We start from the raw sequence: 14,029 nt of genomic DNA on the forward strand, positions 1-14,029 counted from the left end.
TGCAAAGCGAAGAGGCATACGGCTTAAACGCCAATTCGTTATTTTTATTTTTTTATTAATGCCGTTTTATTTATAAAAATTGGCATTCACTGCGCTAGCAAAAGTTTATTGTGTGTGCTCAAAACTTAAAAGCGATGAGTATTGCCAGCGTCAGCTTATTAACAATTAGTTAATATTTAACCACCATGCAAGTTTTTTGTATTAAAAACAAACAATAAATATATAAAAAGTAGAGAGTTGATTTAGTTGAACGTAGAGAGAAATAGCTCAAGTCGAGAGGTGGTAAGGGCTAAGGATGAAATGAAAGAGTGTGAATAAAAAACAAACAAAATTTTAAAAATTAAAAAAGCGCACCAAAAAAGTGCGCTTTTTATAAAATAAGAAAAACTACATCCAGTCCGCGTTACGAATTACACCCACTGCCAAGCCTTCAATGTTGAACGACTCAGTTTCAAGATCGACCTTAATTGGTGCAAACTCGTCATTTTCAGCATGAAGCAACACCTGGCGACCCGCCTTTTCAATGCGTTTTACGGTTACATCGTCATCAACACGGGCAACCACAACTTGACCATTTTCAGCCACTTGTGTTTTATGCACAGCAAGTAAATCGCCATCCATAATGCCTATATCTTTCATACTCATACCGTTTACGCGCAGTAAAAAGTCGGCAGCTGGTTTAAACATTAATGGGTCAATTTTACAGTGGCTTTCAACATGTTCTTGCGCCAAAATAGGGGAACCTGCCGCAACTCGGCCAATAAGCGGTAAACCTAATTGTTCTGGCTCCTCTTCTTCAACAAGTTGGATTCCACGGCTTGCGCCAGGTTTCATTTTAATCACCCCTTTTTTGGCAAGGGCTTTTAAATGTTCCTCAGCGGCATTTGCACTTTTAAACCCTAACGTTTGTGCTATTTCGGCACGTGTAGGCGGCATACCAGTGTCTTTAATAAACACTTTAATTAATTCGAGTATTTGAGCTTGGCGTTTAGTTAATGGGCGCATACAACTGGTTTTCCATACAGTACATTTAACTGTGAGTATATACAGTTAAATAAAAATCGCAAATTTAAATTATCCGTTCAAATAGCTAAATTACTTCCTTACGTGTACATTTTAGAGGCTTTCTAAAATAGCCTATAAAAATAGTAACTTGCTACAATAAATTTAAGGAAATCTATATGAGTATTTGGCATCAACCCATTACATTAGCATTGTGTAAACAATTGGACGAAGGCATTAATGGCCAAGGGACGCTAATGAAAACCATGGGGATAGAAATAACAGAGATAGGCGACGATTACTTAGTAGCAACTATGCCTGCAATCCCTGCACACCATAACCCTATTGGTATGGTTCATGGCGGCGCAAACGTTGTACTCGCCGAAACCGTAGCGAGCTATGCTGCTAATTTTGTGGTTGATTTCACAAAGTTTTACTGTGTTGGGCAAGAAATAAGTGCAAGCTATTTAAAGGCTTCTCGCAATGGTGCATTAACGGCAACAGCACGCGCATTTCATATTGGAAAACGAAGCTCTGTTTGGGAAATAAAAATCACAAACAGCCGCAACGAGCTGTGCTGCGTATCAAAAATGACCGCAGCCGTTGTTGAGCGAAAGGCGTAAGTTATTTTTCGAGAGGGTAAATTGTTATTTCCATACCCGCGCCAATAGCAGATATACGCAGTAGTGTATCTGCATGTAAAGCTTGATTAAAACACTTTGGCGACGTGCCTGACTCAAACCCTATATCAAACGTTCTACGTGAGCAGCTTAACCATTGCTTTAATGCATTGCGTGAACATGACTCAATAAGCTCACATATATGGTTTATTGCTTTGTCTGGTGATTTTACATCGCCAGCTACCTCAATACGTGCTAATTGACGGTATTCGTCTTTGTCATAATGTAAAATCGTTGCGACTTTTTTTAGGTCGGCCACCAGCACACTAATATCTTGTTTTGACTCAAGCTCTAGATCTACATTTAAAAATTGAATTTCCGACATTGTCTCGTATTTATCCTCTAATGGTTACCATGCAAACTTTAACGCAGTTTTACCTTTATACCAAATCAACACCCTATAAATAGACGTTTTATATGGTAATACTCTTATTTTAGAGTGCTATTGCTGCTTACAATTGGCGCTATTGTGCTGAAACGCTATTTTAATGCACTAGTGCGACATTTTGTCGCACTCACCTTGCTCAACCATCGCGTAAAATGTCTTGTAAAAATAATAAGATAAACACACATGAAAAAAATTTTTAAACCAGCACGTAAACTTCATAAATGGTTGGGCTATTTATTAGGAATACAAATACTAGCTTGGTTGCTTGGCGGTTTGGTTATGAGCGCCATCCCGCTTGAAAAAGTACATGGTAAACACCTAGCAACACGCACCCTAGTTAACCCCTTTAAAAGCAGCGATTACGTGGCATCAATTGATAATATTGTTTCACAAGTAACTAATCCGACTAAAATAACCTTTGCACATTTTTTATCTACCCCACTTATAACTGTAACCAGTGAAGGCAACCCTCAAAGTTTTAATGGCATGACTGGGCAACCATTCAAAGCCCCCAACAAACAGCAAATAATTGCTAATGCACACGCGCATTTACTTATTGATGCTCAACCAGTAAGTACAACTTTGTTAGGTTTAGGGCCAAGAGAAAGCGGTTATAAAAAAGATGTATGGAAAGTACAATTTAACGATACATTTAATACCACCCTCTATTTGTCATCAGATACAGGCAAAGTGATTACTGTGCGCAGCACACTGTGGCGAATTTTCGACTTTTTTTGGATGCTGCATATTATGGATTACGATGAACGTGAAAACTTTAACAATCCTCTATTAATTAGCTTTGCTGCATCCAGTGTGCTTTTTTGTTTAACTGGCTTTTTACTGCTATTGCAAAACATAAGGATTAAACGCAGATTTAAATAAGTTTATGTTTGCCTGTTGAACCAGTAAACTAGGGGCTCCTGTAGTTCACGTATGTGATGGATATGACCCGATTGATTTTGGCCTTACTGGCTTGCTGTGTCTGTTTTTCGGTATCAAGTAAAGACTTTACTCGCTTCTCTACTGCTAAAAAGCACTTAATAAAAACGCTACCGCACAATGCAAAAAGCCTGTATTGCGGTTGTGATATTAAAAAACAAGGTAAAAAACTAGTGCCAGATCCAACGGGTTGTGGCTATGTACCTCGTAATACATTTACCCGCTCAGGCAAAGTAAACCAGCGCGCTTTACGTATTGAATGGGAGCATATTGTATCGGCATGGGAGTTTGGGCATCAACTACAATGTTGGCAAAATGGTGGGCGGAAAAACTGCCGTAAAGTCAGCGAAAAATTTCGAAAAATGGAAGCTGATATAAATAACTTAGCCCCCGCAATTGGCGAAATAAATGCTGACCGCTCTAATTATCGTTTTGGCATGCTAGGTGGAGCCGCGACTCAATACGGCCAATGCGATGTAAAAGTAAACTTTAAGCAACGTGTTGTTGAGCCACCATTTTATGCCCGTAAAAAAATTGCCGACGCCTATGCTTACATGCAAAAAACCTATGGTTTAAAAATTTCAAAACAACAACAAAAACTTTTTAATGCGTGGCAAAAGCAAGACCTAGCACTAAAAAGCACTATACAAAAAATGTAATGATATTCCCGCTAATAAGCGAACTTAAAATACTGCTTTACCAATAAAAAATGACACAATTATTTACATAAAGAAAAAGCAAAACGTTGAATAAATAATCAGGTGTTGTAGTATTTTAAACAACTTATTTACAGGAAGTACCGAATATGTTTAAAAACAACACTCTATCGCTTGCAATTATTAGCGCGCTCTCAGTTTTTGCTTTAACAGGTTGTGGTGGAGGCGGAGGTAGCAATACTACACCAGCGCCTGTCACGCCACCTACAAGTAGCACACCGACATGGACTGCCGGTGTATTTGAACCTTCAGACGAACTTAAAAACTTTTGTGAAACACCGCGTACAGGTAACGACCCGTTTAATAATAATGAGCCTTACCCTGACCAAGCTGGCTCAGCCTTATACGAAAAACTATGGCTTCGCTCATGGAGCGACGAAACATACCTGTGGTATGACGAAATAGCCGATAACGACCCTGAATCGTTTGATACTGTCGCTGACTATTTTGCTCAACTAAAAACCGAAGAGCTAACCGATTCAGGCGCTAAAAAAGATAACTTTCATTTTTCAGAACCCTCTGAAGATTACTTCCAAGAAGCACAATCGGGCGTTACCTCTGGTTATGGTATTAACTGGGCATTTATTGGTGATTCAGCCGATAGAATTTTACGTGTTGCTTACCTTGAAGATGACTCACCAGCAAGCCAAATTGGCTTTCAACGAGGCGATACCGTACTTGAAGTGGATGGCGTAAGTATTAATACCAATACCCAAGCCGGGATTGATACTTTAAACGAAGGCTTATTTAGCCCAACCAACAGTGATTCGCATACAATTGTTGTTCGCAGTAACGACGGCACGGAAAAAACATTTAACGTCACAGCGGGTAACATTGAGCAAACGCCTGTTCAAAATGTAAAAACGATTGTAACAAGCAATAACACGCGCGTTGGTTATATGCAGTTTAATAGTCATATAGGTATTGCCCAAGAGGGCCTAATTGATGCAGTAAATAAATTTAGAACCGATAACGTAGACGAACTCGTTATTGATTTTAGATACAACGGCGGTGGTTTATTAGCGCTGTCTGCGCAGCTAGCGTATATGGTGGCAGGAAGTGCCAATGTACAAAACCGCTTTTACTATCAAACACAACAAAATGATAAACAGCCTGTCGATTCTCCATTTCCGTTTATTGACGAAGAAATAGATTACTCAACGTTTTTTAGTACTGGCGATAAATTACCTGATTTGAACTTATCTAAAGTGTATGTACTAAGTACATCAGGTACCTGTTCAGCCTCTGAAGCATTTATTAATGGCTTAAAGGGAATAGATGCAGAGGTGGTACTTATTGGCGACACAACCTGTGGTAAACCATACGGATTTACGCCTACACACAACTGTGGAACAACCTACTACACCATTCAATTTAGTGGCGTTAACAGTAAAGGCTTTGGCGAATATGCCGCAGGCTTTACCCCAACACCAACACCACAATTTAATGCCGATGTACAAGGGTGTGTTGTTAGTGATGACTTTGATAATCAACTTGGTGATAGCAACGAAAGGTTACTATCTACAGCACTTTTTCATATAGATAATAACGGCGCATGCCCAATTACAACAACAGTCGCTAATAGTAAAGTAGATGTACCAAACTTTGCTGCTACGAGCGAAAAACTGCAGCCTTTAAACGCACCAAATGATCTTACCCGCGGTAACATGGACCTTACATGGCCTACGTTGTCTAAGGAGCAATAATGGTAAAGTTACTGGCGGTACTCACTGTATTAATAAGTATAGGAGGGTGTAATAGTATGAGTAATGCCGTTGCAAAGCCTGCGCTATTAACAGAGGTTAACCCAGGCGTTATAACTGTGCTGCAACAGGCGATAATAAAAGCTAAAGGCGGTACGCTTGTTACACTGGCCGACACCGTTTTTACCAAACGCAGTGAGCTTTTACTAAGCCATAGTACAAGTAAAGATCCCAATGGTATGCCCATTATGGGCGCGCATAATATCAAGTCAGAAAAGTTTGTTTTGCAAATTATTGGCGAGCAATGCGTGCTGTATTACCCTAAAAAAGATCTCACTATTGAGCTTAAAAACGTAAGTTGTAAAGCACAGTAATTTAAAAACTAAAAAGGCGTACAACTTGTTGTTGTACGCCTTTTCATTGTAAAACTGTTTAAATGCTAATTGCCAAAAAATAACTCGATCGGGAGCCCTTCAATTTTTTTACTTAGCAAGTTTATTAAAATGCGCCTTTAATAAGCCTGCAAAAGCTTGTACTTTCGCGGTGCGATGCACTAAATGGTGGGTCACTAACCACACATCTGTGGGCCAATTTAATTCACTATGTAGCACAGGGACCAAATCGCTATATTGCGCTGCTACATCATGTTGTAAACCACCAATGCCTAAGCCTTTAATAATCGCGCGCGTGGCCTCGGCAGTTTCTGATACACGTAATTTGATTTGCGATGCAGGAATGTTTTCGTCTGCCCAAGCAAAATAAGGTACGCGTGCATTATATCCCGCCACTCCTGATACAAAATTATGCTGCAATAAATCACCTAGTGATTTAGGCATGCCATGCCTTGTAATGTAGCGTTTGTTAGCATATAAACCCGATGTAAGCTTTGCTAAGTGCTGAGCAATGTAGTCACCCTCATCAGGTTTAGGGCCTGCACGAAGCGCAATATGTGCTTGCCCGTGATCGAGCCGCAAGCGTTTTTGCTCCAAAATAACTTCAAGCTGCACTTGTGGGTGTAATGCCTGAAATTGCTCACATACATCACCCATAACATCAATAAACCCACTCACCGTAGTAAGTAATAAACTTCCGCGTAAAGTACTGTCGGCAGCGGCAATATCGTTATGTAGCTGTTCAAGCGAGGTATCTATAGTTTGCGCTGTCGTAAATAATTTAGCGCCAATTTCAGTTACCTTGTAACCACGAGCATGGCGATGAAACAAGCGGGTATCTAGGTTTTTTTCAAGGCTGTTAATTCGTCTTAACACAGTGCTGTGGTGCACATTAAGTGCCTCTGCTGCAGCTGTAAGTGTGCCAAGCCGCGCCACTTCAAAGGCCACTTTTACGTCTTGCCAGTCATCAAATTTAATTGCCATGCGCTCTGCCTTTAACTTGTGTGCATATATGCACATAAGTGTTGCGTTTATTTGGGTTTTCTACAAGTAAAAGTTTGCTACATTAGGTATGTAACTTAAAACATAAAAAGGCCAAACTCATGTCAGCACCAAAAATTATCGCGCTTGCGGGCAGCTTACGTAAAGAAAGCTTTAATCAAAAACTTATTAATGAAGCAGCACGTTTTGCTCTGCAAACAGGTGCTGAAGTAGAAGTTATTCAGTTAAACGAGTTAGATATTCCACTATTTAACGAAGATATTGAAGCACAAGGCACACCCGCTGATGCACAACGTTTAAAAGACAAACTTCGCTCTGCAGATGGTATTTTACTGGCAAGCCCAGAGTATAACGGCTCGATCACTGCGCCATTGAAAAACGCTATAGATTGGGCGTCACGCACTGAGCAAGGTGCAGTACCGGCGTTTCGTAATAAAGTTGTGGCCTTATTTGCTACTTCACCAGGTGGATTAGGAGGTTTACGCGGTTTAAACCACGTACGTGATATTTTAAGCGGCATTGGTTCGTTAGTGCTTGCCGACCAACTTGCTGTACCGTCTGCGTTTTCTGTTTTTGATGACAATGGCCAAATTAGCGACCCAGAAGTAGCCGATAAAGTATCTTCGCTTGCTCATCAATTAGTCAGTGTTGCAAGCAAATTAAAGTAACCTTATACGCTTTACTTTTGCTTTGTCGCCGCTATTTTTGCGGCGATAAAATCAACATGCGTTACATATAATAGACCCGCTATTTTACGTATTACATACTCTTCTTGTGGGTCTATTTCACCGTCTGCGTAGGCTAAACGCCACAGCAATTCTATTATCTCTATTCGCTCTGCCGCACTGCAATGCTCATTAATCTGCTTTGAAAACTGAAAGTAATCAATTGCACCATCTAAACTACTTGCTGCATTGGTAGTGAGTTCTTCAACTTCAGAATCAGTTAAATTAAAGTATTTTTTTAAGGTTACAGTCAGGGTGTGTTGTTCATCATGGTCAAGCTTGGTATCTGCACGCATTACTTCAATTAACAACGCTGCTACAGCCGTTTTTAAATCGTGTGGCTCTATACTTGGCGCTGGATCATCGAATGCTGTAAAAAGCTGTTTTATTTGTTTGAACATCACATTATCTCTTTTGGGTGTTAGACTTAACGTACATAAACCGAACTTGTATGAGTATTTAATGGGTATTAAGTTCGCAAATTAAAGGATACATTTTATGAAAGGGTTATATTCACCGCGCTTTATCATTAGTTGCGTACTGGTGGGCCTTTCGAATACAGGCACTGCACTGGCCGACACCGTCGAAAAAGAAAAATCATACGACTTTGATAACAAAGTTCATTATTATCAAACCAAAATTGACAACAGCAATTATAAAATAGAAATACAATCAGACGATTACAAACACTTTGCTAATCAAAGTATGTTTTTACTGCGCCATGCAGACAGGTTATGCCGTGGTAACACTTTTATGTTAAAAGTGCTTGAAGGCGTGCAAGAGTACGAACGTTTTCCTACTAAACCACGCGCTTATCAACCACCTTTAACGGTTTTATTGCAATGCGAAGAGCCTGAATAATACGCTTACTCTTCGTATCCCCATGGTGCAGCGGGTGGCGTAATTGGTTTAGTTAAATCAAAATCCACCTTAAACTCACGTCCTTGGCGAATTAGCCTATAAGTAAATACCTCAGGATAAATATACATTTGCCATGTATTACCTGCCGACTGTGCAATACCTTGTGCTACAAATAATTCTTTAGAATATTGATCAGCTGGAAACGACTGCATTTGTGCAAAACCCGCATCAAGTGTATGACCGCCATACATAGTTGAGACATCATCGCTACCATCTTCATGGCGATGATCGTGCTTTAAACTCAAACCACTACCTGTTTTAGTAATGATCCACGTACGTGATGCATCATCACCTACATGAAATGGCACTTGCAGCTCGCTATCAGTACATTTGCGTACATGCATGATTAGTTTTTTATTATCAAATGAGCTTGGGCCTTTTGCGTTATCTACGCTGACTTTGCCCTCAAACGCTTTACCACAATGCGCGGCAATATTATTAAAAAACGCATCATGTGTTGGTATAGATACCAAGGGCGCTGGGCGCGCGATAGCCGCTGATGAGGCAAGTAATAACGTTGCTACCGTTAATAATTTCATAAAGTACTCTTATAATAGTTTTTTAATACCATAGCGGTTTAAGCTAAAAATGGGAAATAGCTGCGACAAGTGGCTTTTCTGATCTATTTTTCATTAATGTTAAAAGTGAATAATGGAAGTCTTGAAAAATCACCTCACCCCATATTCGCGAATAAACACCAAAATTTGTATTATCTTGCACAGTCGTTTTTAAAGTTAAAATCGTATTGCCGCTTTTATCTTCACTTAACGCATACCCACCGTAAAGAGGTGAAAAGTATTCGCCGCCTAGTTTTACATGTTTATCGAGTGCATCATCGGGAATAGCATCAGGGTCTATCTCAAATCTATAAAGCATCTGTTTATTTGGCTGCCAATCCGTAATCACTTCTTTAAATGCAACTCCTTTTTGCCATTTACTCGTTCTAACAGCCCCAACACCCGTAGCATTCATATTTGCCTCTAAAGGTTTAGGTACACCTATTAATTGGGTAAGCGAAAATGGCAATTCTTGTGGCTCTATGGTGCTTACATTTGCAAGCTGCTGCCACACACGGTTTATAGGCGCTTCAATAACTATAGAGTTGGTGACTTCGTACGTTTTTGATAAGTGTAAATAATTTACCTCAATAGGTGAGAGCAATACAGGAAGTAAAGCTATTGAAAGTAAAGGCCGGTTAGCGTTTTTTGTCTGACGTTGTTTAATAAAGCCTGCCAGTAAACCACCCATACTTGCAAAGAGCATAAAGGCAGGCAAAGCCATTGCCACACAAATACTGCCTTCCAGCAGTGTAATAACGCTTACAAGTAAAAAAACAAAAATTGGCTGCCAAGCAATTGTCACCATTTGCCTTTTAGTTAATGTTTTTGAGCTTTTAAATTCAAAGTGAATACGAATATAGCCAATTGCAACAGGCACTAAAAACATAAAGGAAATAGACACAAGGCTACTTAAATTATAAGTATCTAATAGCTCTACAAACAGCCGCATAAATATGCCGTAAAGCGTACCGAGTAAAATACCAATTGATTTAGGGGATTGAATTTGCATTATATTTCTTATTATTTTAGTAACCATTGAACCTAGCAGATGCACTATTTCAGTTCAATTAAAATACACAGACCACTACTTAGACTAAAGGATAACAGCTCTGCTTTTATAATGTTTTATCTACTTATAACAAGTAAAAAAACACATAAGCATCTGATTTATAATCAAATAAAATTAAATTCATTTTATAAATAAAACTACCAACTCGCAGGTTTAGCGTTAAATAAAGCCATACACGACCTTTTGCCTATACATTCCTGAGTAAAAGCTGTTCTACCCTGCTCCTTTACTATTCATTTGCTTTAACAAAAGCCGTATTAATAAATAAGCAACGAGTAACAGGAGGGACTATGTCAGTAACCCCAAAGGGTAACGAGCCAGAAAAAACAAGCGCATCGCACGTAGATGATGCCAACAGCTATCAAAATAAGTATAAACCAAGTTCAGAGTTTAATACCCGTGACGAATATTTAGAGCACGAGCTGCAAATTATGCAGCCTAAGCGCTGGCGGCCTAATTTACCATTTAGAGACTACCGCTTTGAATTTGAAGACACGATTCCAGCTATGGCGGGCACCATTGGTAAAGTAGTTATGGTGGGGGCTATTGCCGCTACTTTTGCAGCGCCACTAGGTTTAAGTGATGCGTTTGTTTTAGAGAACGTACGCTATGAATTACTGATTGTTTCTATTTTTATTATTTTGTTTTCGGGCTTTATTTTACCTACCGCTAACTTAGCGGGTACTCATGGCCCACTTATTCCACTTATTCCTATTGTGGTTGCCGCTGGCGGCCATCCTATGGCGTTTGGCTTACTGATTGGTGCCTTTGGCTTTATTTTAGCCATAACCAAAGGAGGGAGCTTGCTGGCACGCTTAACGAGTAAAGGCGTGTGCGGGGGCTTACTTATATATTTAGGCTTTATTGGCACAATTTCGCAGGTTAAAAAACTGTTTGCATGGGCTGAGGCCATTGATATGGCGCACATTGCGTTTATTGTTATTTTGGCGACCATTTTATTGTATGCGTTACTTGAGCACTTTAAAAAGCGCTGGTTAGCTGTGCCGCTTAGCTGCCTTATTGGCGGTGTGGTTGCATTTGCACTCGATGCGCCGTTTGAATTTAATACCGCACCGGGCTTACCAAATATGAACCCAGCTTATTGGTGGGGCGAAAACACAGGTTGGATGCTGGGCTTACCTACGCTTGAAAGCTTTGTGGTTGTGCTGCCGTTTGCGGTATTAGCTGTGGCTATGTGGTCACCGGATTTTTTAGGGCATCAAGTATTTCAAAAAATTAGTTACCCGCAACGTACTGAAAAAGTACAAATGAACATAGACGACACCATGCTAAGCGCATCGATTAGACAAACCTTTGGCTCGCTAGCCGGTGGTGCTAACTTTACCTCATCGTGGGGGACTTACATTGTCCCTGCCGCTATTGCTAAACGCCCTATTCCGGCAGGCGCCATTTTAACAGCCGTATTTTGTATTGTTGCGGGTTTATGGGGCTACCCAATGGATTTAGCAATTTGGCAACCCGTGCTTTGCGTTGCGCTTATTGTAGGTGTATTTATTCCGCTGCTAGAGGCGGGTATGGAAATGACACGCGAAGGTAAAACAACGCAGTCGGCCGCTATTGTGGTATTTGCCTCTAGCTTGGTTAACCCTGCTTTTGGTTGGTCACTGACTATGCTGCTTGATAACTTAGGCTTAATTGGCTGTAAAGAACGCAGTGCTAACTTAACTAAAATGAGCCGCTGGGTTATCCCGCTCATTATGTTTGTAGTTTTAACTACGGTAATGGCTATTGTTGGTATGCTGCCAGGCATACCCGCGCTAATGGCAGATTTTAGACATTAATAATTAGAAAACTTAAACATAAAAAAGCGCGGCTTATATACTCAGCCGCGCTTTGTTTTCATATGTAATTAATTGCTTTTTGTTACTGCCAAGGGCGCTCAGCAGCAAGTTGTTTTTCAAACGCATCAATTTGTGGATTTAGCGTTTCGGTCACACCTATAAAATCTAAGCCACTTAATAAACGCTCTTTTACGTCTTTACGAATATCAAAACTAATTGGCGCAAACTTATCGCTTGATAGTGTTTGGTTTTCAAGATCGATTTGAATGTTTATATCGTCGTGTTGCTCACTAAGTACAAACAATTGCTCAAGCGTATCAGCCGGAAGCGCAATGGCTAGCATTTGGTTGTTGCCACAGTTATTAAAGAAAATATCGGCAAAGCTTTCCGCTAAAATTACTTCAAAACCATATTGCTTAAGCGCCCACGGTGCATGCTCACGTGATGAGCCACAACCAAAGTTGTCACGCGTTAATAATATTTGCGCACCTTGGTAGCATGGGCGGTTTAAAATAAAATCAGGATTTGGTTCGCCGTTTTCTAGGTAACGCCAATCGTAAAACAGTGCTGCATCAAAACCATCACGGCTAGTTGATGTTAAAAACTGCTTAGGAATAATTTGGTCTGTATCTACATTGTTTTTATCAAGTGGGGCCATTAAGCCACTAAAAAATACGCTCATTAGGCTTCTCCTCTTATATCAACAAAGTGACCATGTATTGCAGCGGCTGCCGCCATTGCAGGGCTTACTAAATGTGTACGTCCGCCACGACCTTGGCGACCTTCAAAGTTACGGTTAGACGTAGATGCACAGCGTTTGCCCGCCTCTAAGCGGTCGTCGTTCATTGCTAAACACATTGAACAGCCCGGCTCGCGCCACTCAAAACCTGCCGCTTTAAAAATATCGGCTAAGCCTTCGTCTTCGGCTTGCTTTTTAACAAGACCAGAGCCCGGTACAATTAATGCCTCTATGCCAGCTACTACTTGCTTGCCTTCAACAATTTTTGCCGCGGCACGTAAATCTTCAATACGGCTATTTGTACATGAGCCAATAAAGACTGTATCTACTTTCGCGCTTGATAATTTATCGCCCGCTTTTAAATCCATGTATCTAAGTGCGCTGCGAATAGCGTCGGCTTTAATTAAATCTGGCTCTTGGTCTGGATCTGGTATGCATTCATCAACACCAATTACTTGCTCTGGGCTTGTACCCCAGGTAATTTGTGGCTGAATGTCGTCAGCTTCAAGCTCAACAACTAAATCAAAGTGTGCACCTTCATCTGTTTTTAATGTTTCCCAATATTCAACTGCTGCGTCAAAGTCAGCGCCTTTTGGTGCAAACGGACGACCTTTTAAGTAATCATACGTAATTTTATCTGGTGCTATTAAACCCGCTTTAGCACCCATTTCTATGCTCATGTTACATAGCGTCATACGGGCTTCCATTGAAAGTGCTTCAATGCCTTCACCGCAAAATTCAGCAACATAACCTGTGCCACCAGCGGTACCTAACTTGCCTATAACCGCCATAATTAAATCTTTAGAAGTTACCGTTGGGCGAAGCACACCGTTAATTTGAATTTTTAACGATTTTGCCTTTTTTTGCTGTAGCGTTTGCGTTGCTAATACATGCTCAACCTCAGAGGTACCAATACCATGTGCTAATGCGCCAAACGCACCATGCGTAGAAGTATGGCTATCACCACATACAATGGTAGTGCCTGGCAGCGTAATACCTTGCTCTGGGCCCATTACATGCACAATACCTTGGTTAATTGAGTTTAAATCGTAAAGTACAATGCCAAACTCTTTACAGTTCGCATCTAGCGCCATTAACTGGTTTTTAGAGACTTCGCTTGCGGCATCAAGTGATCGGCTTTTAGTCGATACATTATGATCCATCGTTGCAAAGGTTTTTTCTGGGCAACGCACCTTACGGTTTTTTTCACGTAAGCCTGCAAAAGCCTGTGGTGATGTCACCTCGTGTACTAAATGGCGGTCAATATAAAGTAAATCAGTTTGCTCGTTTATGCTGGCAACGGTGTGTGCTTGCCAAATTTTGTCGTATAACGTTTGGGCCACTTGCTAATTCCCTACTTTGTTAAGTCGCAGCATAACGGTGCTGCGATT

General features: G+C 40.5%; 16 protein-coding genes. 8 read left to right on the plus strand and 8 right to left on the minus strand.

Features of this window, described 5'->3' with window-relative positions; all coding sequences use genetic code 11:
- Positions 1-387: 387 nt before the first annotated feature.
- A complete protein-coding gene (gene lexA / locus MTF67_RS16455) occupies positions 388-1,005 on the minus strand; it encodes a transcriptional repressor LexA (RefSeq protein WP_006793773.1) in 618 nt (205 codons plus the stop codon).
- Between the two features lie 176 nt (positions 1,006-1,181).
- Here lexA and MTF67_RS16460 point away from each other — a divergent pair, with 176 nt between their 5' ends.
- Positions 1,182-1,625: a hotdog fold thioesterase gene (locus MTF67_RS16460; protein ID WP_248520131.1), complete on the plus strand. Its 444-nt coding sequence runs from the start codon at positions 1,182-1,184 to the stop codon at positions 1,623-1,625.
- 1 nt (position 1,626) lies between these two features.
- Here MTF67_RS16460 and MTF67_RS16465 read toward each other — a convergent pair whose 3' ends face one another.
- Positions 1,627-2,007, minus strand: coding sequence for a hypothetical protein (locus MTF67_RS16465; protein WP_006793771.1), 381 nt, complete (start codon positions 2,005-2,007; stop codon positions 1,627-1,629).
- 246 nt (positions 2,008-2,253) lie between these two features.
- Here MTF67_RS16465 and MTF67_RS16470 point away from each other — a divergent pair, with 246 nt between their 5' ends.
- The 4 genes from MTF67_RS16470 (at position 2,254) to MTF67_RS16485 (ending at position 5,802) form a co-directional block, all read left to right on the plus strand.
- Positions 2,254-2,952 (plus strand): hypothetical protein, encoded by a 699-nt coding sequence (locus MTF67_RS16470; protein ID WP_248520132.1) that lies wholly within the window; start codon positions 2,254-2,256, stop codon positions 2,950-2,952.
- Positions 2,953-3,008: 56 nt separating this feature from the next.
- On the plus strand, positions 3,009-3,668 hold the full coding sequence (locus MTF67_RS16475; protein WP_006793769.1) for an endonuclease: 660 nt from the start codon (positions 3,009-3,011) through the stop codon (positions 3,666-3,668).
- Positions 3,669-3,814: 146 nt separating this feature from the next.
- A complete protein-coding gene (locus MTF67_RS16480; RefSeq protein WP_248520133.1) occupies positions 3,815-5,431 on the plus strand; it encodes a S41 family peptidase in 1,617 nt (538 codons plus the stop codon).
- Positions 5,431-5,802 (plus strand): hypothetical protein, encoded by a 372-nt coding sequence (locus tag MTF67_RS16485; protein ID WP_248520134.1) that lies wholly within the window; start codon positions 5,431-5,433, stop codon positions 5,800-5,802. The genes MTF67_RS16480 and MTF67_RS16485 overlap by 1 nt, the downstream gene beginning before the upstream one ends.
- 108 nt (positions 5,803-5,910) lie before the next feature.
- On the opposite strand, the gene MTF67_RS16490 is transcribed toward MTF67_RS16485, so the two are convergent.
- Positions 5,911-6,804 (minus strand): LysR family transcriptional regulator, encoded by an 894-nt coding sequence (locus MTF67_RS16490; protein WP_248520135.1) that lies wholly within the window; start codon positions 6,802-6,804, stop codon positions 5,911-5,913.
- 119 nt (positions 6,805-6,923) lie between these two features.
- On the opposite strand from MTF67_RS16490, the gene MTF67_RS16495 reads away from it, so the two are divergent.
- Entirely contained in the window at positions 6,924-7,490 is a 567-nt protein-coding gene (locus tag MTF67_RS16495) for an NAD(P)H-dependent oxidoreductase (RefSeq protein WP_006793765.1), read from the plus strand.
- A gap of 11 nt (positions 7,491-7,501) precedes the next feature.
- On the opposite strand, the gene MTF67_RS16500 is transcribed toward MTF67_RS16495, so the two are convergent.
- Positions 7,502-7,948, minus strand: a complete 447-nt coding sequence (locus tag MTF67_RS16500) for a TerB family tellurite resistance protein (RefSeq protein WP_008129052.1) — start codon at positions 7,946-7,948, stop codon at positions 7,502-7,504.
- Between the two features lie 97 nt (positions 7,949-8,045).
- Here MTF67_RS16500 and MTF67_RS16505 point away from each other — a divergent pair, with 97 nt between their 5' ends.
- Positions 8,046-8,408 carry a hypothetical protein gene (locus MTF67_RS16505; protein ID WP_008129050.1) on the plus strand — a complete coding sequence of 121 codons (363 nt, stop codon included), beginning with the start codon at positions 8,046-8,048 and terminating at the stop codon, positions 8,406-8,408.
- Positions 8,409-8,413: 5 nt separating this feature from the next.
- Here MTF67_RS16505 and MTF67_RS16510 read toward each other — a convergent pair whose 3' ends face one another.
- Together MTF67_RS16510 and MTF67_RS16515 are read right to left on the minus strand one after the other, a co-directional pair.
- Positions 8,414-9,007, minus strand: coding sequence for a hypothetical protein (locus MTF67_RS16510; RefSeq protein WP_248520136.1), 594 nt, complete (start codon positions 9,005-9,007; stop codon positions 8,414-8,416).
- Positions 9,008-9,050: 43 nt separating this feature from the next.
- The gene (locus MTF67_RS16515) at positions 9,051-10,037 is read right to left on the minus strand and encodes a hypothetical protein (RefSeq protein ID WP_058547970.1); all 987 of its coding nucleotides are present in this window, start codon (positions 10,035-10,037) and stop codon (positions 9,051-9,053) included.
- Positions 10,038-10,387: 350 nt separating this feature from the next.
- Here MTF67_RS16515 and MTF67_RS16520 point away from each other — a divergent pair, with 350 nt between their 5' ends.
- The gene (locus tag MTF67_RS16520; protein WP_248520137.1) at positions 10,388-11,899 is read left to right on the plus strand and encodes a DUF3360 family protein; all 1,512 of its coding nucleotides are present in this window, start codon (positions 10,388-10,390) and stop codon (positions 11,897-11,899) included.
- 82 nt (positions 11,900-11,981) lie between these two features.
- Here MTF67_RS16520 and leuD read toward each other — a convergent pair whose 3' ends face one another.
- Together leuD and leuC are read right to left on the minus strand one after the other, a co-directional pair.
- Positions 11,982-12,581: a 3-isopropylmalate dehydratase small subunit gene (gene leuD, locus MTF67_RS16525; protein WP_039038352.1), complete on the minus strand. Its 600-nt coding sequence runs from the start codon at positions 12,579-12,581 to the stop codon at positions 11,982-11,984.
- Positions 12,581-13,981 (minus strand): 3-isopropylmalate dehydratase large subunit, encoded by a 1,401-nt coding sequence (leuC, locus tag MTF67_RS16530; RefSeq protein ID WP_248520138.1) that lies wholly within the window; start codon positions 13,979-13,981, stop codon positions 12,581-12,583. The genes leuD and leuC overlap by 1 nt, the downstream gene beginning before the upstream one ends.
- Positions 13,982-14,029 lie beyond the last annotated feature (48 nt).

It is taken from the genome of Pseudoalteromonas sp. 2CM32C (assembly GCF_023161925.1).
Lineage (GTDB): Bacteria > Pseudomonadota > Gammaproteobacteria > Enterobacterales > Alteromonadaceae > Pseudoalteromonas > Pseudoalteromonas marina.